Raw genomic sequence first — 23077 nt, forward strand, 5'->3', positions numbered from 1 at the left:
ATGAGTGCATTGACGCGTCGCCGGCTGCTGGTGTCGACCCAGCTCCGCACCCGGCCGGCGATCGCGTCGCTCTTCTCGCCCGATGATGTCGACGAGTTCCTCGACACCGACGCGCCCGTCTGCATCGTCGCGAACGGCGAGCTGCTCCGGCTCGAATCGGTGGTTGCCCGCATGGCGGAGGCTGACCGCTTCGCCTTCATCAACGCCGACACCGTCTCGGGCCTCGCGCCAGATCGCGGCGGCATCGACTTCCTCGCGAAGATCGGTGCCGCCGGGGTCGTCACCACCCGGGCCGCGATGATCGCTCGGATCGAGCAGCACGGCATGCTCGCGATGCAGAAGCTCTTCATCACCGACCGCCTGAACCTGCCGCGATCGACCCATGGGCTCGAGGGATCTCAGCCGAGCTTCGTGCAGATCATGCCCGCCCCCGTATTGCCGTACATCCTCGACGAACCGGTGATGCGCATCTCGCCCGTCATCGCCGGCGGATTCGTCGCGAACGAGCGCTCGCTCGAGGCCGCCATCGCCTGTGGAGCGGCCGGCGTCTCGACCAGCGAGCGCACGCTCTGGACCTACAGGAAGAACCAATCATGAGCCAGCACTACATCGTCATCGCCACCTACATCGCCAAGCCTGAGGCCGCCGACCGCGTCGCGCAGCTGCTGCCGACGCTCGCGGCCGAAAGCCGGCAGGAGCCGGGCAACATCTCCTACTCGATCGCCCGTGATCTCGAGCGCCCCAACGTCTTCACGATCGTCGAGGTCTATGATGATGCGGATGCGTTCACCGCGCACCGCGAGAGCGCCCACTTCGCGTCGATCGGCAAGATGCAGATCATCCCGATGCTCGAGAGCCGTCACGTCGTCGGCTACTCGGGCGATGGCGCGATCGACTGAGCGTCAGCCTGCCGAGCCGTCGCCTTCAGGCAGTCTCGGTCGCGCTCTTGGCCGCCCGCTCCACCGCGGCCACGACCGCCTCGACGGCGAGCTCGAAGCCCGCTTCGGCCCTCGCCTCGTCATCGCCCGCCGCCGCCACCTCACTCAGCTCGCGGAATCCGTGGCCTGCGGAGCGCCACAGCGGCACCGGCGAGCCCGCGTCGACCGCAGAACCGAGCACGACCGCGTCGACCATCGCCGAGCAGGCGACCCGCAGCGCCGCTGGCACGCCGGCGTCCCGCAGGATCACGAACAGCGCTTCGTAGATCGCGAGCGTCCGGGCATCCTGCACGGGTGCACCCACGAGCACGGGCACGACTGCAGGCATCCGCGCAGTAGCGTCTCGGTACTTGCGCATCCAGCGACGGAGACGCTCGAGCGGCGGCACCGAGATGTCGAGCGTCGGCTCGAGGTCGATCTCGCTGTAGAGCTCCTCGCGCATGCGGTGCACGATCGCCAGCCTGCCGCCGGGCAGGTGGTGGTAGAGCGACGACGGATGGACGCCGAGGGCCGCAGCGACGCCGGGGATCGTGAAGTCCCCCTTCGTCGCCACGAGCCGGAGCGCGGCCCGTGCGATCGCGCGCTGGGAGAGGATGTTCTGCTTCGGCCTGGCCATGACTCACCGTTCCGGTCGCGGGACTCAGAACAGGATGACGCTTCTGCCCTTCGCTCCTGCCCGCATGAGCTCGAAGGCATCGTTGACGCCGTTGAGGTCGAAGCGGTTGGTGATGAGCCGGTCGACCGGCAACTTCCCGTCGAGGAACAGCTGCGCGAGCATCGGGAAGTCTCGTGCGGGCACTGTGGAGCCGTAGTTGGAGCCCAGCAGCGACTTGCCCTCCTCAGCGAGCGCGAGCGCATCGATCGGGACCGGTCGGTCCTGCGGGGGCAGCCCGACGACCACGGCCGAGCCGCCGCGCTTGAGGGTCGCGGGCATGAGGGCGATCGTCTCGGGTCGCCCGATCGCTTCGAAAGCGAAGTCGGCGCCCTCGGGCACGATCTCCCGCACGCGCTCGGGCAGGTCGTCGCCGGAACGGACGACGTGCGTCGCGCCGAACTGCCGCGCGAGCTCGAGCGACTCCTCGGTGACGTCGGCGGCGATGATCGGGCTCGCGCCGGCGAGCGCCAGACCCATGATGATGCTGAGGCCCACGCCGCCCGCACCGATGACGAGCGCCGAGCGCCCGGGCCTCACGGCGGCATCGTTGACGACCGCGCCGACGCCAGTTGCGATCGAGCAGCCGATGAGCGCCGCTACCTCGAACGGCACCTCCTTCGGCACCCGCACGGCAGCCTGCTCAGCGACGATGATGTGCTCGCTCATCGAACCGACCGCGAGGTACGGGTAGGCGACCGTGCCGTCGAGCTGCATGGGCGTCGAGCCGTCGGGCAGCAGGCACTCCTCCGAGCGCGAGCCGGTGCACACCCATGTGCGGCCCTCGCGGCAGCTCGTGCACGAGCCGCACGGATAGAACCACGTCATGATCACGTGGTCGCCCGGCTCGAGCGAGCGCACGCCCTCGCCGACGGCCTCGACGACGCCCGCGCCCTCGTGGCCCATGATCGTCGGCGTCGGCATCTCCCAATCGCCGTCGAGCACATGCCGGTCGGAGCCGCAGACGCCCGAGGCGCCGACGCGCACGAGCACCTCTCCCGGTCCCGGCTCGCGGAGCGTCACCTCGCGGATCGCGAGCCGCGAGTCGCCGTCGTACACGGCCGCACGCGTCGCGGTCATGAGCGCGCCGCCTCGGTCGTGCGGCTCCGGTTCAGGAGTGCCGAGAGGGCGAGGTAGACGATCGCCGCGACGATCGCCGCCGGCAGCGAGGCGGTGATGAACGAGAAGACGCCCTGCGTCTCGAGCGTGATCGGGTTGTAGAGCCACAGGTAGAAGGCGGCGCCGACCGCGAGCCCGATGAGACCGGCCCAGTTGATCCCGCCTGGATAGGCGTAGAGGGTCCCGCGCTGGGCGAGGTGGAGCTCACGCAGGTCGACGCGCTGCTTGCGCAGCACGAAGTAGTCGGCGAGGGCGACGCCGCAGATGGCGGTGAGGAAGGCGCCTGAGAGCGACACGAACACCATGAACTGCTCGTACATGAACTGGGGGAAGAAGGTCATGATCGCCGGCACCACGAAGAAAGAGGCGGTGAGCACCTTCCAGGGGACCTTCGCCAGCGCCCGCCCGGAGGACTGCCGAATCGCAAGGATCGTCGAGTAGACGATCGACGACATCGAGGTGATGTTGGCGAAGGCGATGAAGATGAGCACGGCGACGCCGAGCACTGCACCGCCGAACGGCACCATCCACACGGTCGGGTCGGAGTCACCGAGCGTGAGCGCCGCGGCCATGCCGACGGTCTGAGCGATGAGCGTCGCGATGAGCAAGCCGCCATACGCGGGCCAGAGCGCGGCCTTCCGGCTCCGAGTCATTCGAGCGAGCGAGCCCATCACCGGGTACCAGGAGACGCCCACGCCGACGTTGAACTCGACGGCGACCATGAAGTTGAGCGTCTCGTCCTCGAACGGCGCGATGGGAGAGGCGCTGACGAGGGCGTCCCATGACGTGTTCGCGACGAGGAAGACCATCATCACGACCGTGATGATGGCGAGGCCCGGCGCGATCACGGCATTGAAGCGGCCGATCGTGACCGGGCCTCGAGACAGCACCCACCAGGCGATCACGATCGCGACCAGACCGCCGATCGTGACGACCGGCCCGTACTGGCCAAGGTCGGTGCCCGCGACGGTGGACGCCACCTGGCTCGTAGCGCGGCCCGCCATGACTGCCAGTAGCGACGACCAGCCCATCTCGGTCACGAGGATGACGGTGAAGACGATGATGCCGACGCCGACGACCCCGAAAGCGCCGCGCAGCAGTGTGTACTGCTCGGAGCCCCAGCGCTGCGAGGCGACGACCGAGGCGAGCACCATGAAGCACAGGCCGATGGCGTTGCCGATGATCATCGCTGCGATGCCGTCCTGGAAGCCGACCAGGAGCGCCGTCGAACCGCCGACGAGGAAGGCCCAGGTGGCGATCGCGAGGGCAGTGTTGACCCACGTGAAGTCGAGCGCGCTCCAGCTGCGTTCCCGCTTCAGCAAGGGGAAGGTGCCGAAGACGTGCTCCTCAGCGAGCTTCGGGTCGGTGCTCGCGTCGATCTGGCGCTTGGTCGCCTCGCTCACAGGATCACCACCACGATGCCCAGGGCGACCGCCGCGATCGAGACGCCGACGTAGCCGACCAGCTCGCGGGCAGACATCGGCAGGCGCGACGCGTCGTCGCGCTCATCGTGCTCGACGATGCGGATCCGCCGCTCGAGCTCGGCCGCGACGGCCGGATCGGTGCCGCCGTCGGCGAGCGTGCGCTCGAACGGCAGGGTCGCGGCGCTCGCACGCTGCTGGGGTGACGTCATCGCTGGCTCCTTCGCCATGCTTCCGGCTGGCCGCGAGCGACTAAACCGAATCCGATTGGGTTTAGCGCCATACTGGAGCACCTCGGGCGCCGTCGTCAACTGCGAAATCATGAGCGGCGCGGGGCGAAGGGATGATGAGCGGATGAGAACTAACAGTCACGCGATCGGCGTCGCGCAGGGCGCCGCGGTGATCGACGACGTCGACCGGAACCTCACGACGCTCGAGAGCCTCGTGCGCGAGGCGAAGCGACAGGGCGCCGAAATCGTCGTGACGCCCGAGCTCTACGCGACCGGCTACGCGCCCGACCGAGCGTGGCAGCACGACGGCGCGGCGATCCGCACCGCCCTCGCGGGCATCGCACGCACGCACGGTGTCGCGGTCGTCGCCTCGAGCGTCGATTCGGACCGATCCGACGACAGCGCGGGCGCGCGGCATCGGATCGCGGCATCGCTCTTCGACGCCGACGGACGGGAACTCAGTCGCATCCACAAGCGGCACCTGTTCGGCGGCGCGGAGCAGCAGTGGATGACGCCCGGCGCTGCCTACGGTGAACCCATCGCCTGGAGCGGCTCGAACTGGGGAATCGGCGTCTGCTACGACGTCGAGTTCCCTGAGTTCGCCCGCTCGCTCGCCAGCGCGGGCGCTGACATCTTGCTGGTGCCGACCGCCGTGCCGACCGTAGAGGAGGGCTTCGACGGGATGGGGGATGCGTGGCACTACTCAGCGACGCAGATCTCGACCCTGCAGGTGCCAGCACGCGCGCTTGAGAACGGCGTCGTCATCGCCTACGCGAATCACTGCGGGCCGGGCTTCACGGGCGGCTCCTGCATCGCGACGCCGTTCGGGCACAATGCAGTGCTTCTCGGTGACGAGCCGGGTGTCGCGGTCGTGCAGGTCCCGAGCGACGCGATCACTCGAGCACGCTCGATCAACACGTACCTGGACGACCTCGAGCGGGGGCAGGGGCTGTCCGCGCGAGGTTGATCGTCCGCTCGCATCGGCACGCTCGCAGCCGCGAGCCCGGGGCCGATCGTCTCCGTCCCCGGGCCCTCAGTCACTCGGCGCTGACTTCGCTCAGCGCACCGGCGCCCAAGCCCCCGTGCCGACCTCCGCGCGCTCCTCGTCGCCGCTGAACCGGTCGAGCGTGAACGGCGCGAGCACCGGCGACGGCGTGCCCGTGACGATCTCCTCGGCGAGCAGCTCGCCCAGGATGAGGCCGAGCGTCGCACCCGAGTGCGTGAAGAGCGTGTAGAGCCCGTCGATCGTCGGCACGCGGCCCGCGACCGGCTCGCCGTCGCCCGGGATCGGCTTGAGCCCCGCCGCGACGCGCTGCGCGGTGAGCTTCGGGTTGCCCGCGAGCACCTTCGAGCCCTCCTCGAGCAGTCCCTCGACGGATGCGTCGGGCACCGTGATCGAGCCGTCGTCGCCGACGACGATCGACTTCTCGGCCCAGTCCGCGTCGAGCACGAGGCGGCCGTCGGGCATCGGGCGCACGGCGACGCGCGGCGTGTTGAGCACCGTCCGCACCTCGACGTCGACCGGCTCGGTGATGAGCACGAACGCGGTGGGCGTCGCATCCGGCACCTCCACGCCGAGCGCCGCGAGGTGCACCGGCACCGAGCCGCCGGTCGCGAGCACGACGCGGTCGGCAGCGATGCGGGTGCCGTCGCCGAGCACGACGCCGATCGCGGTGCCGCCCTGCACGTCGACCCGCGCGTCGCCGGCCTGCTCGATCACGCGAGCGCCGTTCGCGACCGCCTCGTCGACGAGCGCGGCGATGAGGTCGGGCAGGTTGACCCAGCCCTCGCCCGGGTTGAAGATCGCGCCCTCGTCGGCCACGGCATCCGGGTCGACGTCGGGGGCGATCGCCGCGACGTCGGCGCGGTCGACCCAGACCGCGTCGTAGCCGCCCGCCCGCTCGAAGGCGAACGTCTGGGCGAAGCTCTCGTCAGCGCTGCCCCACTTCAGCGCGCCGTCGAAGCGCAGGTAGGCGCTGCTCTCGGGGTGGCGCGCGCTCCAGGTGCGGTAGCGGTCGAGGGCGATGAGGCGCAGGTAGTGGTAGGCGGCCGAGCGGTCGCCGGAGGAGTTGAGCCACGCGATCGAGCGGCCCGAAGCGCCGTCGGCGAGCGCGCCGGCGGTCACGAGGGTGACGGATGCGCCGGCGCGGGCCAGGTGCGCGGCCGTCGAGGCGCCGAGGATGCCGCCGCCGAGGACGACGACGTGGGAGGGGGAGGTGGTCATGCGGATGCTTCGCTTTCTGGTGAGAGGGAGGTCAGAGCAGGGCGGCCGAGGTGGCGTGCGCCCGCTCGATGATGCGGAGGGTGGCGACGGCGTCGGCGGGGTCGACGGGCAGTGGCCCGCCGGTGCGGAGCGCCTCGGCGAGGCCGCGGTAGAAGGCGCCGTAGTCGCCGCGCAGCGTCGGCACGCGGCGGGTGTCGCGGTCGGTGCCGACGATGCCCCACCGCGATTCGGGCGTCTCGCCGAAGCCCGGGTCCTCGGGGCGCGCGCCGGCGAGCAGCGCGGGCTCCTGGCCGTCGAGGCCCCACGAGGTGTAGGCGGCGCGGGCGCCGAGCACGTGGAAGCGCGGCCCGAAGGTCGGCGCGACCGCGTTCATCGACAGGTGCGACACGACGCCCGACTCGTGCTGCAGCGCGAGGAAGACGTCGTCGTCGGCGGCGGCGCCGGGGCGGCGGCGGAAGACCTCCGCGTACACCTCGTCGACCGCGCCGAAGAGCTGCAGCGCCTGGTCGATGAGGTGGGTGCCGAGGTCGTAGAGGATGCCGCCGGCCTCGGCCACGGTCGCCTCCGACTTCCAGCCGGCGCGCGGCTCGGGCTGCCACCACTCGAAGCGCGACTCGAAGCGTCGCACCTCGCCGAGCGCGCCCTGCCCGATGAGCCGCCGGAGCGTCTGGAAGTCGCCGTCCCAGCGGCGGTTCTGGTAGACGGTGATGCGCCGGCCGAGGCGCTCGGCCTGCGCGATGAGCGCCTCGCCCTCCTCGGCGGTCGCCGCGAAGGGCTTGTCGACGACGACGTCGAGCCCCGCGTCGAGCGCGGCTGACGCGAGCTCGGCGTGCGTGCCGCTCGGGGAGCCGATCACGACGAGGTCGAGCTCGCCCGCCTGCGCCCACAGCGCATCCGGAGTCGGCACGACGCGCGCACCCGGGTGCTGCGCCTCCGCCGCCGCCCGCCGGTCGTCGTTCGCCGTCACGATGACGTCGAGCGAGTAGTCGGGGTCGGCCGCGAGGAACGGAGCGTGGAAGATGCGGCCGGAGGTGCCGTAGCCGATGATCGCCGTGCGGATCGGCGCGTGCGTGCTCGCCGGCATCACAGCACCTCGGAGAGGAAGCGCTGCAGGCGCGGGCTCTTGGGGTGCTCGAAGAGGTCGCTCGGGGCGCCCGACTCGACGACGCGACCCTCGTCCATGAAGACGACCTGGTCGGCGACCTTGCGGGCGAAGCCCATCTCGTGGGTGACGACGAGCATGGTCATGCCGCGCTGCGCGAGCTGCGCCATGAGGTTGAGCACGCCCTTGACGAGCTCGGGGTCGAGCGCGCTCGTGGCCTCGTCGAAGAGCATGACCTCCGGCTCCATGGCCAGCGCGCGGGCGATCGCGACGCGCTGCTGCTGGCCGCCGGAGAGGTCGCGCGGCCGGTGGTCGGCGCGCTCGGCGAGCCCGACCTCCTCGAGCCGAGCCTCGGCCACGCGCCGCGACTCGGCCTTCGAGAGGCCCTTCACGTGCCGCACGGCGAGCGCGACGTTCTCGAGCGCCGTGTGGTCGGGGAAGAGGTTGAAGTGCTGGAAGACGAGGCCGATGCGCTTGCGCACCGCATCCGGCTTCTGGGTCAGCACGCTCTCGCCCGCGAGCAGCACGTCGCCCGACTTCGGCTCGTGCAGCCGGTTGACGCCGCGCAGCAGCGTCGACTTGCCCGAGCCGGAGGGCCCGATGATGCACGTCGTCGTGCCGGGCGCGACCTCGAGGCTCACCTCGCGGAGCACCTCGATGTCGCCGTAGGCCATGGTCAGGTCGCGCAGCTCGAGGCTCGAGCCGGCGTAGAAGTGTCCGTCGGTGATGGGGACGGGGGTGGTGTAGGTCACGTGTTGCTCCCGTAGGTGAGGGCCGGCGTGGGCGTGAGCTCCTCGAGCTCGTCGAGTCCGCTCTTCGGCGGTGCGGGCTTGCGGCGGCCCGTGCGGAAGCGGTCGTCGAAGTAGTTCACGAGGTGCGTGAGCGGCACCGTGATCACGAGGTAGAAGACGCCCGCGAGCACGAGCGGCGAGAGGTTGCCCGTCAGCACCGCCGCGTCCTGGCCGACGCGGAACAGCTCGCGCTCGGTGACGAGCAGGCCGAGGAAGTAGACGAGGCTCGAGTCCTTCACGATCGCGATGAACTGGTTCACGAGCGCGGGAAGGACACGGCGGATGCCCTGTGGCACGACGACGAGGCGCATGGCGGCCCCGTAGCTCATGCCGAGGGCGCGGCAGGCCTCGAGCTGCCCGCGGTCGACGCTCTGGATGCCGGCGCGGAAGATCTCGCCGATGTAGGCGCTCGCGATGAGGCTGAGGGCGAGGATGCCGAGCGGATAGGGGGAGGGGCCGAAGATCTGCTGGCTGATGCGGGCGAAGCCCTGCCCGATGAGCAGGATCGTCAGGATCGCGGGCAGGCCGCGGAAGATGTCGGTGTAGACGCGAGCCGGGACCCGCAGCCACTTCGAGGGCGAGATGCCCATGATCGCCACGATCATGCCGAGCACGACGCCGATGGCGGTCGCCGCGAGCGAGATGACGAGCGTGTTGACGAGTCCGACGCCGAGTAGCTGGGGGAGGACCAGCCACATGGCTTCGAAGTCGAGGAAGGTCTTGATGAGGTTGTCGAGCCAGTCCATGGTGTGCTCCGTTGCAGTTGAGGTGTCCGGTGCGGCGCGGTCAGGCCGCACCGGACACCGAGGGTTCGATTACTCGGACTGCTCGCTCGACGGGAGGTACTGCTCGGGCATGGGGGAGCCCGGGAACCACTTCTCGTAGAGCTCCTTCCAGGTGCCGTCCTCCATCGCGGCGGCGAGCGCCTCGTTGAGCGCAGCCTGGAACTCGGGCTTGTTCTTCGCGATCGCGAAGCCGGCCGGCGCGTCGAACGACGGGATGTCGATCGCGTTCTCGAGCCCGTACTGCTCGGCGTACTCCTTCGCCGCCTCGTAGTCGAGGAAGTGGGCGTCGATCGAGCCGCTGTTGACGGCAGAGATCGCCGCGTTGTTGTCGGGGAACCGCACGAGCTCGGTGTCGGTGAAGTTGTTGACCGCGTACGCCTCCTGCAGCGTGCCCTGCACGACGCCGAGGCGCGTGCCGGCGAGGTCCGCCTCGTCGGCGATGCCCGCGTCGGGGCTCGCCATGACGGTCAGGTAGCCGGCGAGGTAGCCGTCTGAGAAGTCGACGGTCTGCTGGCGCTCCTCGGTGATGCCGATCGCGGCGACGCCGACGTCGAACTGCCCGTTCGCGACCGCGGCGAGCAGGCCCGAGAAGTCCTGGCCGGTGAAGACGACGTCCTCGACCCCCATGCGCTCGGCGACATCGGTGAAGAGCTCGACGTCGAAGCCGGTGAACTCACCCGACTCGTCGGTGAACGTGTAGGGCCGGGCGTCGCCCAGGCTCGCGACGCGGATCTGGCCGGGCGTGATGAGACCGTAGGGGTTGTCCTCGGTCGCCGACTCGGAGGCGCTCGGCGAGCCTCCCGAGCAGGCCGCGAGCGCGAGGGCCGCGGCCGCCGCGACGGCGGCGATCGCCGTGCGGCGGTGGTTGGGGCGGAGCTTCATGGTGGTCCTCTCGATGGTGCAACGCCGGTGGTGCTGCATCGGATGCTGTTGGTCCCGTTGCTGAGACCGGTCTCACTCGGTTATGTTGAGACCGGTCTCAACCCGTTTGCTGGGACAGTACGGCACGACACGGCGAGACGTCAACACTCGAATCGGAGGAACGGTGAGCGAACCGGCAGCCACGGGCAACGGGCGGCGGGAGGTCACGGTGAGCGACGTCGCGGTCGCGGCCGGCGTGTCGAAGGCGACCGCCGCCCGCGCGCTCGGCGACTACGGCGCGGTGAGCGACGCCGTGCGCGACCGCGTGCTGGGCGCCGCCGATCGGCTCGGATACCGGCCGAACGCGCTCGCCCGCACCATGAGCACCGGCCGCTCGAACACGCTCGGCATCGTCGTCGGCGACATCGAGAACCCGTTCTTCGCGCAGGCGACGCGCGGCGCGGCCGACGTGGCGGCGGCGGCCGGCTTCGACCTGATCCTCTCGAACTCCGACGAGGACCTCGAGACCGAGGCGAAGGCGATCGGCGTCCAGCTGGCGAAGCGCGTCGACGGGCTCCTCGTCGCCTCGGCCTCCTCGGTCGAGACCGAGAACCTGCGCTCCGTCGTCGACGCGGGACGGCCGCTCGTGCTCTTCGACCGCACGGCGCAGGGCGTCGAAGTGGATAGCGTCATCGCCGCGAACCGCAGCGGAGCACGCGAGCTGACCTCGCTGCTCGTCGACGCCGGGCACCGGCGGGTCGCCTTCATCTCGACCATGACGCACCCGACCGACTTCGACCGGTCCGCCGTGGTAGCGACGTCGTCGGTCGCCGAGCGCATCGAGGGCTTCCTCGATGCGCTGACCGCCGGCGGCATCGAGCACCCCGAGCGGCACGTGCACCTTAACGCCCGCCGCGAGGGCGTCGAGCGGATGGCGACACGGCTGCTCACGGGCCCTGAAGCGGTGACTGCCATCGTCGCCTCCGACAGCCTCATCGCGCTCGGGGTCTTCCGGGCCGCGCGCGAGCTCGGCCTGCAGATCCCGCGCGATCTCTCGCTCGTCGCGTTCGACGACGCGGACTGGACGGGCGTCGCGACGCCCGGCATCACGGTGATGGCGCAGCCGATCCACGAGATCGGCGCCGAGGCGGCGGAGCTGCTCATCCGCCGCGTGCGAGGCGACGGCCGCCCACCGGTGACGCGGGTGCTCAAGCAGCACCTCGTCGAGCGGCAATCGGTCGCACCGCCGGCCAGTCCAGGATGAGTGCGGGTCCTCAAACTACGCGAGGAGGATGTCGTCCGCGAGTGGCTTCGACCTCCAGCGGGACGAGCTAACCACCTGCCCGCGCCGCTCCATGATGGTCCCGGTCGGACCTCCCTGCCGCGACTGCGGCGATCCACTTCCGGACTGGAGACGGCGGCGCGAAAACGTGCTTCTTCCGCGTCGACGCGCACGCCACTGTTAGCCCGCTTGTCGCTCGCCGTGTGACTCGAGGCAGCCGAGCCACCGCGGCGCGCGTTAGGGTAAGTCCGGGCCTACCGCTTCTGCGATCGCCCCAATCACGCTGATCCTTTCGTCCGATGCTTCACTGTCCACGCGCACAAACTCGACGGTGATGAGCTCGTCGTCGGCGAGCTGCCGTGCTTCTCAAGGAGCAGGCGCCGTCGATACGCCAGGTCGGCGGTATCGACGATGCCTTCGAGCGCCGCCCAGTTGGGCGCTCCGCCTAGAACGATCCCGGGGCCGGCACGAACTTCCCCAAACTCATCTTCGTCAGCCGAATGTTGAAGACCTTCGCGAACTGCGTGGCGACCTGCGAGATAATCGACTGGTTGAGCGTCTCCCACGTCTTTCCGCGCACCGCGCTTGCGTTAGGCGCGACAGGTCGGCGAATGCTGCCGTCTTCGCGGACGCCGACAGCGCTGCTCCGGCGTTGACCACGGAAGGATGAAGAACTTTTCTTCGGGCTCCTCGGGGTCGTAGCCGTAAAGCAATGCAAGGTGTCCTACGGCACGCTAGGAGAGGGTGGGGAAGGCCGCCGCGTCAGCGGCGAAGGAGCCCGCGGCGACTCTGACAGATGGAGCTGCCGCGGCCCCGGCGGACGCCGTCAAGACCAGTTGGCCGCCCGAGATCGCGAGGCCGCTTCCGGCACCGCTGAGCGCGGCGATCGCCGGGGACGATCAGCAGCTCGAACGTGTGCTCCGTGGGAAGGTGGGCGTCGACGCCGCTGCGCTGCGCGCGTTCGTGCAACAGCGCTCAACCGGGTGACATTCGCGAGGCGCTATCGCAGCGCTTCGTATGAGCGTCGAATCCGTTCCGCCATCAGCCTTCGTCGGGCGTCAAGGAAGCGGGCATACGACGCTGCGTTGAACTCTGCCAGATCCGAAGGTAAAGCGTTCGCATTTAGGTTGCGCGTCAGTTGCTCGTCCGAGGCGATCCCGCCGAGATCGAGCGTGCCGCTTGCGATCTGATCCCGCACCCGCGCCATGTACTCGGCCGGTGCTAGCTTTCCGATACGGATGTTCACCGGCGTTTCGGCTACAACGTAGTTGGCAACCTGGTTAACGAGCGTGCGGTCGTTGATACCGTTGGCAACGAGATAGGCCTTGGGGAACACATGGTGGATATCGCCCTGACCGGTATCACCCAGCATGCTGGCGACAGTCACGCTGTCGGAGAGGAAGCCCGGATCGTTCTCGCGTATCTGAGATGCGAGGAAGGCAGTGAAGAATGGGCTCCGCACGCTGGAGGTGCGCAGGCTGAGTGGAAGCGCCTCTTCCCAGAAGCCCTCACTCAGTTCGCTCCGTTCGATCGAGTCGAGGTACACCTCCGCTCCGACTTCTTCGATGCGGCGGAGGTCCAGATCCCATTGGGTCTCGAACGACCCAGACGAACGGCCAGTCAGCATCGACATGACGAACCAGCGTCGAACCACGCTCTGAATCACCGGATGCGACAACTGTTGTCGACGCAGGACTAAGTAGAGCGCGAAGGCGAAGTTGACGGCGTTCGTTGACGTGAGAAGCCCCGACGACACGTAGCCCGCCGAGTTCAGGATCATGCGGAACTGCTTGAAGTCGTGCTCGTTGGTGATCGCGTCCAGTGCACCCTCGAGACGATCAAACGACTCATCAGCGAGGCCCTCGACTGGACGCTTCGTCGCTGGATCCGTGCCGGAGAGGGCACTCACGACTGCAGCCATACGGCCACGCTGGAAGCCCACCAAGCCGGCGACGCGCAGAACGTCCTGGTACTTCGGGTCGTAGAGGTCGCTAGAGTCACGACGGAGCCACTCGATGCGCCGGTAATGGCTGGTCCGGGTGAACGCAGCGTCGTTGTGCTCGATTGCGTCCGCCGCCGCTGGCGCCACCGCGAGATGGCAGAAGTAGTCGATCTGCTTACGCAGCGTCGAGCCGCGCTCGCCGTACGACGCGATGCGGCTCATCGCGAAGTCGGCTGGTGTGAGGCGCGCACCACTGGAGTTGATGCGCACGAAGATCTCGGAGACCGTTTCGATGTCGAGCTCCGCGTCGAGGTTGATGACACCCACCTGGCGGTTCTTGACTTCGAGCAGTCTCGCGATGTTCGCGACGACGACGTCCTGGTCGGCGCTCGGGTTGCGGGAGAGGTACTGCGGTACGAGCGTGATTCCGGCGGTAGGAGACATCATCTCGGCGATGTCGAGAATCCACGTCGGGTCGTTGCGCATCACCGGCGAGTACGTCTCGAACCTCTCCTCGATCGGATTGAACGAGATCTGCATGCGGCGGCGCGCATACTGCTTGTCCACGATGGGCATGCCCACGAGCGCGGTGGTGAGCGCGGTCACGCGCTGCTGCCCATCAATCAGGATCTGCTTCGCGACCGGGCTGCTGCCGTCCTTGAGTTTTACGTCGTGCGTGTTCCAGGTGATGAGGTAGCCGACGGGGTAGCCGCGATAGAGCGAGTCGATCAGGTCGCGCACCTTCGTCGATGACCACACGAACGGCCGCTGGATCTCGGGAATCGCGATCTGACCGCCCTGCACCCAACCGAGGATGGTGTTGATCGAGTGCTGGGTCACCGTGTGGGTCATCGGAATCCTCTCGAGCGAATGGCGGAGCGCACGCGCGGTTCAGGCCGCTGTTCTTCTCTGACGACGCATGCCTTCGGAAGTCTAGACTTCGGCCGGATCGACCGTTGCCTCGACCGCGACCACCGTGTCGTACAACCCATAGCTTCGCAGCCCAATGTGCGAGTTCAAGCCCGTATAGCTCAGTGACGCGTCCTCATAGCGACGGAAGGCGAACACGGCTTGGTTCATATGGGCCGAGTTAAATACGCCGAGGGATACCAACAAATTGAAGTCCTGCACGTCGAGGCCGGTCACGGACTTGAACAACTCGGGCTCGAGTTTGGTGATGACGTCCTGGAGCGTGTTCTCTCGGAAGTCAGTGAGGTACATGAACGCAGGGATTCGGGTGGCAAACTTGATGAGCTTCTCCTGAATCTGTTTCCGCTTGCTCTTGTACTCCTTCTCCTCGTCGCTGAGCTGCTTCTTCTCGATGGGCGTCAGTTCCTCGCCCTGCTTCTGCTTCTTCGTTTCGCTGACGGACTCGGATTTGTTCACGACAGTCTCGAAGACGGCCGACCCGAGGGCCCGAAAACCCTCGATGTTCATCACCGCATCCATGGCCGCCTGGCTGGCCATAATCCTCTTCAGCGTCGCGTTGTCGACGTTGACAAGGATGGCCGACTCCCACTTGCGCGCCAGCAGCGTCGCCGAGGTTCCCGCCATCGCGATGTCGAGGATGCCGCCGGCGTCGACCTGGGTCATGTGCGCGCCGTCGTACGCCAGAACTGGCAGGAACTGCACGAGGTCGCGGACGGCCTCTTCCGGGTTGCTCTTCTCCGGCGCGAGGCCGATGCCGTACTCGCTGATCTGCCGCAGCGCACGCGTGGGCGCGAAGTCGAACACGAAGCAGACCGGCTTCAGCACCGCCTCTTCGTTCGGGTCGTCACCGTTCGGGTTCTTGATGGCCCACGGCGACTGCACGCGGAACGCCGCCTGGAAGTAGGTCTCGGGAGCCTTGAGGTTGCGCAGCATCAGGATCGACGACCAGTGCGGGATCGTCACGCCCGTCGTGAGCTTGCCGACCGTGAGCGTGATCGTCTTCGTGTCGTACCCGTTGCCGATCGCGTCGCGCACGGGAGGCAGCGCGTCGAGGCCCGTGCCGACGCCCGAGGCCGAGACGTTGACGACGCGATAGTCGTGCCAGAACGCGTTCTGCGGCTCAGCGAGCAGCTTCGCCATCGCGGCGCACGAGTTCTTGCGCGGCAGCATCCAGATCGAGTGCTGCAGGTAGGGCAGCAGCCGCACATCCGAATACGGAAGCGGCGGCTTCTCACCCAACTTCAGCGCATCCACCTGGGTTGCTAAGTGCGCGCCCCGGATGATGTCGAGCCACTTCTGCACGTCATGCTTGTGCACGAACTCGGCGGCGGCATCCTCGCCGGTCGCCTCGAAGAACGCGTTGAGGTCAAACTCGTCGTGCTCGCCGCCGTGGGCGATCGCAGTCAGCTCGTCGGGCATCTGGTACGTCAGCAGCCGCATCTCCGGCAGCGCGCCATACGGGTTCCACTCGCCAGGATGCGCGGCGGCGAACGCCAGCTTCGCACGTTGCTCGTCGGTGTAGGTCCAGTTGAAGATCTGCTCCTCGATGAACCGACCGGTCGCGAGCGCCTTGAACGGCGTGCCCGACAGGTACAGATATGCCTTGACCTGCAGCGGGATGAAGCCGTCTTCGTCGTTCTCGAGCACTTCGAGCTGCTCGGCGAAGGTGTCGAGCGCAGGATTGAACTCCTGCTTAAGCTCAGCGGCCTCGGCCTCCTCACCCTCGAACAGCTCCTTGGCCGCGTCGCGCCAGGCGCCGAAGTGGTATTCGTCGAACACCACGAGATCCCACGTCAGGTCGGACAGCCACTTGTGTTTGGACTTGAAGTTGCCGGCTGCGTCCTTGCCCATCAGATCCTGGAACGACCCGAAGAAGACGAGGGGGCGCTCCGGATCGGCGTCCTGAGGGTCTCCCGGAGTGGTTCGTGAGAAGTACTGCCAGCCATCGAAGTCGATGTGGCTCTCTAGATCGGTGCGCCACGCGTCCTCGACCGCGGGTTTGAACGTCATCACGAGCACGCGCTTCGCGTCGAGGCGCTTCGCGAGCTGATACGCCGTGAACGTCTTGCCGAACCGCATCTTCGCGTTCCACAGGAACTCGGGCACGCCGTCTTCCGACCAGATGGACCTGATGTACGTCTCAGCCTTCATGACGGCGGCCGCCTGCTCGTCGCGCATCGGGAAGTCCAGGTGGTGCGTGCCGGTGTGCACGGCACCGGTGCGCAGCTCGGTGAGCGCGGTCTCGACATCTTCGAGCGTGCAGCGCATCCACTCGCCGAACGGGTTGTCGAAGCCCTTCTGCTTCAGGCGCGCTCGCACCTCGTGATCGCGGAACACGCTGCCGTCCGCCCGTTCGGCCGGCACATCGAGCACGATGCGGAAGTTCTGAATGCCCGCGGTCTTCAACTGCTCGCCGACGCGCTTCTTCACCTCGCGGTTCGTCTGCCCGACCTTCAGCAACCCTTCGTGCTGGGGGTCGTAGATCTCGTACGCGTAGATACGCTGGCGGGAGTCGGGTTTTGGGGCGAAAAGCTCCGGGGCGGGATCAGGCATCTGCGGCACCCATCGGACGAATCATTGACTCGATAAATGCCTGCTCTTCGGGGGTGATGTCGTACTTCGCGTAGAGCTCGGCGTCGCTCCATGGGCGAGTCAGATCCTGAACCGGAACAAAGGCGAACGAACCCTTGGAAATGTTCTGGGTCGTCTTGATGAGAGAGACGAGGAACCGGAAGAACCTCGTCCTCATGTACCCGATCAGATTCGCGCCCTCCGCCATGGTGTCGACAAAGTCGACGATGAGATAGGTCTCCGTAGCGACGGAGCCGATAGGAGCGAGCACGGGAGCGCTGAAGACGGCGTGCGGATACTCATCGCCGCCAGGACTCGCCTTCGACACGAGCACCTTGATGCGATCCTTAAATGCAAGGTTGGTCACCACCTGTTCTGCCGACACGTAGACCTCGCGATCGACGGAGGAGCCGCGGCGGCTGCGGAACAACAGGATTGGGGAGGCGGCCGTCTTCACTTTCGAGTAGCTCTCGAAGTTCGAGGGAATACCGAACGGGTTCCTCGACTGCACGCGTGATGAATAGGTCGGCTCTCCGTGAGCTCGCACCTTATTGAGGATCGAGATCGCCTCGTTGAAGCGGATGAACGTTGTGATTCCGGGCTCCCGCACCGGGCGTACCGCCGTGAGCGACGGGCCGTTCTTCCTGTGGTTGGTAACACGCGCTGGTCCCTCATGGTCCTCGGACCATCTGAAGTAGCACACGCCCCCGCGAATGTTCACGCCGGGGAACACGAGATCTGTCTCGGGAAAGTCGTGAATCTCGGCCAGGCGCCCATCACCGAGCATCGAATCGCGGAACTCGTCCAGCCCCTTGCCGCCCGAGTACCAGCGAGCAGGAACGACCATCATGAGCTGCTTCGGTTCGAGCGCCTTGGCCTGCTCGATGAAGCGATGATAGAGCGGGATCGCACTCGCCCCTTCGCCACCACCATCAGCGAGCTGATACGGCGGGTTCCCGATGATGACGTCGAACTGCATGTCGGCTCCGAACAGCTCGGCGATGCGAGCCCTGATGTCGTCGGTGTGGATGAACGCGTAGGCGTGGGTCTCGAGCTGGTCGCTGCGGCGGTACTCGTCCGCGCTGGCGCCGCAGAAGCGGCATCGACGGCCTTCAACGACCGGCTCCCCCGCGGCGTCGAGCAGCGCGTGATTCACGCGGCCGCCGGCCCACGTGTGCTCCGTGCGCTCGAACCAGATGTTGCCGTCGGGCTGGTCGAAGGATCGCGCGATCGAGTGCGGGCCGTTCGCGTACTTCGAGCAGTAGAGGCTGCGACGCGCGAGCAGCGCCGTGAGCTGCGTGATCCCGATGCCGAAGACCTGCTCCGTGAGGATGTGATCCACACGCTCGGCGAGATCCGGGATCCGCTGCTCCAGCCCGTCCGTCAGGCGGCGCGTGATCTCACGCAGGAAGACGCCCGACTTGGTGAATGGGTCGAGGAAGGTGACATCGGGGTCGGCCCAGATGCTGGCACCGGCGTGCGACTCGGCCCAGGCGGCCTCGAGGGTGTCGAGCATCCGGTTCGCGAGCTCGGGCGGCGTGAACACCTCGTCGTTCGAGAGGTTCGCGATGCAGGTGAGCACATCCGGGTTGTGGACGACGAGCTTCAGCTCGGCCTTCACGACCGCTCCGGTCATGCCGCGAGGTCCTTCACAGAGACCGCCGGGTAGGTTCGCACCGGCGTGAACACCTCATGCGCCTCTAGTGCGTCGAACAGCGTGCCCTGGAATGACGCGCGTTGGGTCAGGTTGTCGTAGCGGAAGTCGCGCCGCTGATAGCGCCCCTTGCCGAGGTAGCCCCACTCAGGGAACGCGATCGGCTGCCCGGCGGCGTCGGTCATCGCGAGCGCATCGCCCTGCACGACGTTCGCCTCGAGCACGGTGCGCGCAGCACGGGCCCACTCGTCGTCCGGCGCCGATCCGACGAACGCCGCGAACACTTCGCGCAGGTTGCCGCGGCAGTCGGCGACGTTGTCGGGCAGCAGCTCAATGCCGTAGATGCACATCAACGCGAACAGCGCGTAGTGCCGCTTCTCGAACTCGCTGCGTCCGTGCTTCACACTGACGGCGGCAAGCTTCCGCTCAAGCACCGGAACGAGGAAGTTTCCGGAGCCGCAGGCCGGCTCGAGGAAGCGCGAGTCGATCCGTTCGGTCTCGCTCTTGACCAGATCGAGCATGTCTTCGACAAGCCAAGCGGGGGTGAAGACCTCGCCGTGATCGGCTACCCGCTTGCGTGACTTCACCAGCGGTGCATCGCGCTTGACGATTGGCATCGGGAGCCTCCTTGTGGTCTTCCGCAACAGTAGACGAAGCTTCCGACATTCCTAGGCGTGCCCGCTTGCTGTGTCCTTGGCGACGTCGGCGGCCAACCCTCCCGTCGCTAGGTGCTGAGGTCGGGCAGAGGCGGCAGGTAGTGAGGCGATGCGACCCGCTGTGCGCCGGGCGGTGGCGGTCGAATGCTGGGCATGACCATCGCTCACTGGAACGCATGCCGCCGTGCTCCTGGTGTTGCGCCGGGAACCACGTATGGTCAATGGTCTTCGTGCACTGCGCGTCGACGGAACAGCGTCGCAGGTTTCCCCACCGCCCCCCGCTGTGCCTCATCTGTCTCGCGAAGCCGTGCCAGCATCCGCCGTCGAAACGTATCGGGCTGCAGGCGGTTGCCATCGATTGCCTCATGCACGCCCCGCAGCTCGGTCATCGTGAAATGTTCGGGCAGCAGGCCAGCCGGATCCGGGAGCTCCGCGTAGTCGGCGCGCAGTCGCTCGACGGCCAACCCCACGATCACGTCGTGGTCGAAGTCGAGGTCGCGGGCTGCTGGCACCGGAGCCGCCGTTAGGAGTTCGAGGGCGTCGGGCCGTACGACCGCGAGATGCGCCACTGAGAGCACCCAGCCGCGGCCATCGCGATCGGGGGCATCGAACACATGCAGCTGCACGGGCTCAACCCCCTCGATGCCGGCCTTCTCGCGCAGTGAGCGACGCACCGCATCGGCCAGCGTCTCGCCCTCGTGGAGGAAGGTGCCTGGCAGGCGGTGGTTGCCGGTGCGGGGGTCGGTGAGCAGGCCGACGCAGAGCTGGCCGTCGGCGACGGTCAGCACGGCCGTGTCGACCGCGACCGAGGGGCGCGGGTAGTCGGTCAGCTGCTTGCGCTTGCGAGCGTTGGGGGCCACTTCGCCATTCAAGCAGATCTGCGCTAATGTCAGCGGCATCGAGTTAGCTCAGAAATGAGCGAACCGCTCGATCCCTCGACGGAAGGAGCCGACATGGCTACCACCTCCCTCCAGCAGGACCGCGCACTCGGCGCGATCCTCGCCTCCGCCGCCGGCGACGCTCTGGGCGCGCCCTACGAGTTCCAGCCGGCCGTGCTGCCGCCCAAGCCGATCGTCACCAAGGCCGGCGGCGCGTGGGAGCTCGGCGAGTGGACCGACGACACGGCAATGGCGCTGCCGATCCTGCGGGCACTCGCCGACGGGCGCTCGCTGGACGACGAGGCGACGCTCGACCACATCGTCGACGAGTGGGCGGTGTGGCGCCGGGGCGCCAAGGACGTCGGCATCCAGATCGGCGCGGTGCTGCGCTCGCTGCCCGACCACACCGCGGGTGCGGCTCGCACGGCGGCCGCAGCGCTGCACCAGCAGCGCGGCCGCTCGGGCGGCAACGGTTCGCTCATGCGCACAGGCCCCGTCGCGCTCCGCTATCTCGGCGATCACGCCGGCGCGGCGCGTGCGGCCCGTGGCATCTCGGATCTCACGCACTTCGACGTCGACGCCGGTGACGCATCCGTCGCCTGGAGCGTAGCGATCGCCCACGCGGTCGAAACGGGCGAGCTCGACCTCGAGCGCGGTATCGCGCAGCTGCCCGCCGAGCGGCAGCAGCGCTGGCGGGACCTCGCCGCCGAGGCGGAGACGCAGATGCCCTGGGAGCTGACGGCCAACAACGGCTGGGTCGTCGGCGCCTTCCAGGCGGCGTGGTCGGCGATCGTGCACGGCGCGACGCTGGCCGAGGTGCTCGAGCTCGCGGTGCGCTCCGGCAAGGACACCGACACGGTCGCCACAATCGCCGGCTCGCTCGCCGGCGCGGTCTACGGCGCGTCGGCCATCCCGGCTTCGCTGACGCGGCACCTGCACGGGTGGTCGGCTGAAGGAGCCACGGGCGACCGCCGCACCCTGATCGAGCTCGCGACGCTCGCCGTCGGCGGCGTCGACTCCTACGGCTGGCCGATGGCAGAGCGCATGCCGCTGCTGAACGAGCCGCTGCTCGTGCCGCACCCCGCCGACCCGGGCGTCTGGCTTGGCGACCTCGGCGCGCTCGACGTCGCCCCCGCATCCGTCACCGCCGTCGTCTCGCTGTGCCGGGTCGGCCGCGAGCAGGCGCGGGTCGAGGCGGTCAACCACATCGAGGTGCGGCTTATCGACCAGCCGGGGAAGAACCCGCACCTCGATCTCGTGCTCACCGATGCGGCGGATGCGGTGGCGATGCTGCGCTCGGAGGGTCACGAGGTGCTGCTCCACTGCGCGGAGTCGCGCTCGCGGACCGCGGCCGTCGGGGCGCTGTACGCCGTGCGGCACCGCGGCGCCGATGCCGAGGACGCGTTCGCTTCGCTCCGGACCGCGATGCCTCGCTACAACCCGCAGCCGTTCCTGGTGGACGCGGTCCGCCGCTTCGCCGCGGAGGCGGCACGATGACCGCGGATCGGTTCAAGCTGCAGCAGGCGTGGTGGCTCGCGAGTGAGCTCGGCCGCCGGCACCCGCGGGTGTGGGTCGAGCGCTTCATGCACTCGACCGGGCCGGTGCTCGTCGCAGCGGAAGCGGGCGAGGATGCCGGCGCTCGCGTGTTCTTCGACCTGCAGGCCGGCGTGCGCGCCTACCGCGGCGAGAGCGAGTCGCACTGGTCGTGGGAGACGGTGCTGCACTGCCCCGGCGCGCACGACACCCTCAAGCGCATCGAGGTGACGAGCGGGCTCGGCATCCCGCACCGTGCGCCGGCCACGACGGCCCGATCGATCGTCTACCGGCTGATCGCGCGGCTGCTCGCGATGCACCTCGACGCACCTCGACCGTGGGTGCCGGTGCCGGTCGAGGTGCAGCCGATGGTCCACGGTCTCGTCGAGCCGGAGGACGAGCCGCTGCTGCTCGAGTTCGAGACCGCGCACCGTGACGTGCACAACCATCGCGACGATGCGGCGAAGCGCTTCGGCGATCCGAGGTCGGTGCAGGTGCGGCCCTGGTTGTGGGCGATGACGCGGGACGTCGAGACCGCGTTCGTGCTCGACACCGATGGCTTCGTGCACACGCGGCAGGTGGGGGTGCGGCCCCTGCTCACGATGTACGACGAGCTGGGCCGCGACATCGACCGGCTCGCGGTGCGGGTGCTCGAGCTGGCGGGAGCGACGCGCGGGTGAGCGCCGATCACGCGATGGAGCCGGGTGGCGTCGGCGAGCTGGAACCGACGGTCGTCGACGCCACGGAGCGCTCGCCGGTCATCCTGCACGCGCCGCACGGATCGACGCGCATCCCGTCACCGTTCCGCGACCACTTCGCGATCGACGACGCGGCGCTCCGGCGAGAGCTGCTCGCGCTGACCGACCACGCGGTCGACCGCATGGTGCGCCGCGCGCTCGAGTCGTGCGACGCATCCGCGGTGATCGCCGAGGTCTCGCGACTCGTCGTCGATGTCGAGCGCTTCCCCGGCGACGAGGAGGAGATGAACGCCGTCGGCATGGGTGTGCTGTACACGCACGGCGCGAGGCAAGAGCGTATCCGCGAAGTGCCCGAGCCGGTGCGGGCCGAGCTGCTGCTGCACTTCGAGGGCTACTCGAGCGCGGTCGAGCGGCTCGTCGATCGAGCACTCGAACGGCACGGACGCGCAGTCATCGTCGACGTGCACTCGTACCCGAGTCAGGCGCTGCCGTACGAGCTGCACGCCGATGGCCGTCGGCCGCCGCTCTGCGTCGGCTACGACGAGCGCCACGTGGCGGCGTCGCTGCTCAGTTGCGTGCGCGAGGTGTTCAGCCATCTCGAGCAGGCGGACAACGAGCCGTTCGCCGGCGCGTACGTGCCGCTCAAACACTTCGGTCGGGACGCTCGAGTGCAGTCGGTGATGCTCGAGCTGCGACGAGATCAGTACATGGATGAGCGCACAGGTGACCTCGACGACGAAGCGGTGGATGCGTTGGGGGACGCGATCGCGCGGCTCGCGAGAGCGTCTACCCCCTCCGGATAGATTGCGG

General features: G+C 68.3%; 21 protein-coding genes. 7 read left to right on the forward strand and 14 right to left on the reverse strand.

The features are described 5' to 3' along the window. Both H508_RS0103840 and H508_RS0103845 read left to right on the forward strand, forming a co-directional pair. A complete protein-coding gene (locus H508_RS0103840) occupies positions 1-597 on the forward strand; it encodes a glycerol-3-phosphate responsive antiterminator (RefSeq protein ID WP_084155008.1) in 597 nt (198 codons plus the stop codon). Continuing rightward, a complete protein-coding gene (locus H508_RS0103845; protein WP_035253750.1) occupies positions 594-899 on the forward strand; it encodes a putative quinol monooxygenase in 306 nt (101 codons plus the stop codon). Before H508_RS0103840 ends, H508_RS0103845 begins: the two co-directional genes overlap by 4 nt. 25 nt (positions 900-924) lie before the next feature. On the opposite strand, the gene H508_RS14390 is transcribed toward H508_RS0103845, so the two are convergent. Genes H508_RS14390 through H508_RS17510 form a run of 4 tightly spaced genes read right to left on the reverse strand, consistent with a single transcriptional unit; the run spans position 925 to position 4342 of the window. Further along, positions 925-1554, reverse strand: a complete 630-nt coding sequence (locus H508_RS14390; protein WP_051222632.1) for a TetR/AcrR family transcriptional regulator — start codon at positions 1552-1554, stop codon at positions 925-927. A 24-nt stretch (positions 1555-1578) separates the two neighbouring features. Then, a complete protein-coding gene (locus H508_RS0103855; protein ID WP_026373093.1) occupies positions 1579-2670 on the reverse strand; it encodes an alcohol dehydrogenase catalytic domain-containing protein in 1092 nt (363 codons plus the stop codon). Further along, positions 2667-4112 (reverse strand): purine-cytosine permease family protein, encoded by a 1446-nt coding sequence (locus tag H508_RS0103860; RefSeq protein WP_026373094.1) that lies wholly within the window; start codon positions 4110-4112, stop codon positions 2667-2669. The genes H508_RS0103855 and H508_RS0103860 overlap by 4 nt, the downstream gene beginning before the upstream one ends. Beyond that, entirely contained in the window at positions 4109-4342 is a 234-nt protein-coding gene (locus H508_RS17510; protein ID WP_026373095.1) for a hypothetical protein, read from the reverse strand. Before H508_RS17510 ends, H508_RS0103860 begins: the two co-directional genes overlap by 4 nt. A 142-nt stretch (positions 4343-4484) precedes the next feature. On the opposite strand from H508_RS17510, the gene H508_RS14395 reads away from it, so the two are divergent. Then, positions 4485-5327 carry a nitrilase-related carbon-nitrogen hydrolase gene (locus H508_RS14395; RefSeq protein ID WP_051222633.1) on the forward strand — a complete coding sequence of 281 codons (843 nt, stop codon included), beginning with the start codon at positions 4485-4487 and terminating at the stop codon, positions 5325-5327. Positions 5328-5417: 90 nt separating this feature from the next. Here H508_RS14395 and H508_RS0103875 read toward each other — a convergent pair whose 3' ends face one another. The 5 genes from H508_RS0103875 to H508_RS0103895 all read right to left on the reverse strand — a co-directional run bounded on the left by H508_RS0103875 (position 5418) and on the right by H508_RS0103895 (position 10144). Beyond that, entirely contained in the window at positions 5418-6584 is a 1167-nt protein-coding gene (locus tag H508_RS0103875; RefSeq protein ID WP_026373096.1) for an NAD(P)/FAD-dependent oxidoreductase, read from the reverse strand. A 31-nt stretch (positions 6585-6615) separates the two neighbouring features. Then, the gene (locus H508_RS0103880) at positions 6616-7668 is read right to left on the reverse strand and encodes a Gfo/Idh/MocA family protein (protein ID WP_026373097.1); all 1053 of its coding nucleotides are present in this window, start codon (positions 7666-7668) and stop codon (positions 6616-6618) included. Next, entirely contained in the window at positions 7668-8438 is a 771-nt protein-coding gene (locus H508_RS0103885) for an amino acid ABC transporter ATP-binding protein (protein WP_026373098.1), read from the reverse strand. Before H508_RS0103885 ends, H508_RS0103880 begins: the two co-directional genes overlap by 1 nt. Further along, the gene (locus H508_RS0103890; RefSeq protein ID WP_026373099.1) at positions 8435-9223 is read right to left on the reverse strand and encodes an amino acid ABC transporter permease; all 789 of its coding nucleotides are present in this window, start codon (positions 9221-9223) and stop codon (positions 8435-8437) included. Before H508_RS0103890 ends, H508_RS0103885 begins: the two co-directional genes overlap by 4 nt. A 69-nt stretch (positions 9224-9292) precedes the next feature. Further along, positions 9293-10144 (reverse strand): ABC transporter substrate-binding protein, encoded by an 852-nt coding sequence (locus H508_RS0103895; RefSeq protein WP_026373100.1) that lies wholly within the window; start codon positions 10142-10144, stop codon positions 9293-9295. Between the two features lie 163 nt (positions 10145-10307). Between H508_RS0103895 and H508_RS14400 the strand changes: the two genes are divergently transcribed. Further along, complete coding sequence (locus H508_RS14400) at positions 10308-11387, forward strand: LacI family DNA-binding transcriptional regulator (protein ID WP_035253752.1); 1080 nt, start codon at positions 10308-10310, stop codon at positions 11385-11387. Positions 11388-12405: 1018 nt separating this feature from the next. Here the strand turns inward: H508_RS14400 and H508_RS0103915 are convergent. The 5 genes from H508_RS0103915 to H508_RS0103935 all read right to left on the reverse strand — a co-directional run bounded on the left by H508_RS0103915 (position 12406) and on the right by H508_RS0103935 (position 20018). After that, positions 12406-14199 (reverse strand): GmrSD restriction endonuclease domain-containing protein, encoded by a 1794-nt coding sequence (locus H508_RS0103915; protein ID WP_035253754.1) that lies wholly within the window; start codon positions 14197-14199, stop codon positions 12406-12408. Between the two features lie 81 nt (positions 14200-14280). Then, positions 14281-16830, reverse strand: a complete 2550-nt coding sequence (locus tag H508_RS0103920) for a GIY-YIG nuclease family protein (RefSeq protein WP_026373103.1) — start codon at positions 16828-16830, stop codon at positions 14281-14283. Continuing rightward, the gene (locus H508_RS0103925) at positions 16823-18484 is read right to left on the reverse strand and encodes an Eco57I restriction-modification methylase domain-containing protein (RefSeq protein WP_026373104.1); all 1662 of its coding nucleotides are present in this window, start codon (positions 18482-18484) and stop codon (positions 16823-16825) included. Before H508_RS0103925 ends, H508_RS0103920 begins: the two co-directional genes overlap by 8 nt. Beyond that, complete coding sequence (locus H508_RS0103930) at positions 18481-19119, reverse strand: N-6 DNA methylase (protein ID WP_026373105.1); 639 nt, start codon at positions 19117-19119, stop codon at positions 18481-18483. Before H508_RS0103930 ends, H508_RS0103925 begins: the two co-directional genes overlap by 4 nt. Before the next feature lie 257 nt (positions 19120-19376). Continuing rightward, the gene (locus H508_RS0103935; protein WP_026373106.1) at positions 19377-20018 is read right to left on the reverse strand and encodes an NUDIX hydrolase; all 642 of its coding nucleotides are present in this window, start codon (positions 20016-20018) and stop codon (positions 19377-19379) included. 93 nt (positions 20019-20111) lie between these two features. On the opposite strand from H508_RS0103935, the gene H508_RS0103940 reads away from it, so the two are divergent. Genes H508_RS0103940 through H508_RS14410 form a run of 3 tightly spaced genes read left to right on the forward strand, consistent with a single transcriptional unit; the run spans position 20112 to position 23070 of the window. Continuing rightward, positions 20112-21533, forward strand: coding sequence for an ADP-ribosylglycohydrolase family protein (locus H508_RS0103940; RefSeq protein WP_026373107.1), 1422 nt, complete (start codon positions 20112-20114; stop codon positions 21531-21533). Then, the gene (locus H508_RS0103945; protein ID WP_026373108.1) at positions 21530-22249 is read left to right on the forward strand and encodes a TY-Chap2 family putative peptide chaperone; all 720 of its coding nucleotides are present in this window, start codon (positions 21530-21532) and stop codon (positions 22247-22249) included. The genes H508_RS0103940 and H508_RS0103945 overlap by 4 nt, the downstream gene beginning before the upstream one ends. Beyond that, positions 22246-23070, forward strand: coding sequence for an N-formylglutamate amidohydrolase (locus tag H508_RS14410; protein WP_211220833.1), 825 nt, complete (start codon positions 22246-22248; stop codon positions 23068-23070). Before H508_RS0103945 ends, H508_RS14410 begins: the two co-directional genes overlap by 4 nt. Positions 23071-23077: the final 7 nt, after the last annotated feature.

This window comes from Agrococcus lahaulensis DSM 17612, assembly GCF_000425105.1.
GTDB classification, from domain to species: Bacteria; Actinomycetota; Actinomycetes; order Actinomycetales; family Microbacteriaceae; genus Agrococcus; species Agrococcus lahaulensis.

Bases quoted from the DNA above. Each gene is read 5' to 3' on its own strand.
- H508_RS0103840 (WP_084155008.1), top strand. From the start codon at position 1: ATGAGTGCATTGACGCGTCGCCGGCTGCTGGTGTCGACCCAGCTCCGC.
- H508_RS0103845 (WP_035253750.1), top strand. From the start codon at position 594: ATGAGCCAGCACTACATCGTCATCGCCACCTACATCGCCAAGCCTGAG.
- H508_RS14390 (WP_051222632.1), bottom strand. From the start codon at position 1,554: ATGGCCAGGCCGAAGCAGAACATCCTCTCCCAGCGCGCGATCGCACGG.
- H508_RS0103855 (WP_026373093.1), bottom strand. From the start codon at position 2,670: ATGACCGCGACGCGTGCGGCCGTGTACGACGGCGACTCGCGGCTCGCG.
- H508_RS17510 (WP_026373095.1), bottom strand. From the start codon at position 4,342: ATGACGTCACCCCAGCAGCGTGCGAGCGCCGCGACCCTGCCGTTCGAG.
- H508_RS14395 (WP_051222633.1), top strand. From the start codon at position 4,485: ATGAGAACTAACAGTCACGCGATCGGCGTCGCGCAGGGCGCCGCGGTG.
- H508_RS0103875 (WP_026373096.1), bottom strand. From the start codon at position 6,584: ATGACCACCTCCCCCTCCCACGTCGTCGTCCTCGGCGGCGGCATCCTC.
- H508_RS0103880 (WP_026373097.1), bottom strand. From the start codon at position 7,668: ATGCCGGCGAGCACGCACGCGCCGATCCGCACGGCGATCATCGGCTAC.
- H508_RS0103890 (WP_026373099.1), bottom strand. From the start codon at position 9,223: ATGGACTGGCTCGACAACCTCATCAAGACCTTCCTCGACTTCGAAGCC.
- H508_RS0103895 (WP_026373100.1), bottom strand. From the start codon at position 10,144: ATGAAGCTCCGCCCCAACCACCGCCGCACGGCGATCGCCGCCGTCGCG.
- H508_RS0103915 (WP_035253754.1), bottom strand. From the start codon at position 14,199: ATGACCCACACGGTGACCCAGCACTCGATCAACACCATCCTCGGTTGG.
- H508_RS0103920 (WP_026373103.1), bottom strand. From the start codon at position 16,830: ATGCCTGATCCCGCCCCGGAGCTTTTCGCCCCAAAACCCGACTCCCGC.
- H508_RS0103925 (WP_026373104.1), bottom strand. From the start codon at position 18,484: ATGACCGGAGCGGTCGTGAAGGCCGAGCTGAAGCTCGTCGTCCACAAC.
- H508_RS0103930 (WP_026373105.1), bottom strand. From the start codon at position 19,119: ATGCCAATCGTCAAGCGCGATGCACCGCTGGTGAAGTCACGCAAGCGG.
- H508_RS0103940 (WP_026373107.1), top strand. From the start codon at position 20,112: ATGGCTACCACCTCCCTCCAGCAGGACCGCGCACTCGGCGCGATCCTC.
- H508_RS0103945 (WP_026373108.1), top strand. From the start codon at position 21,530: ATGACCGCGGATCGGTTCAAGCTGCAGCAGGCGTGGTGGCTCGCGAGT.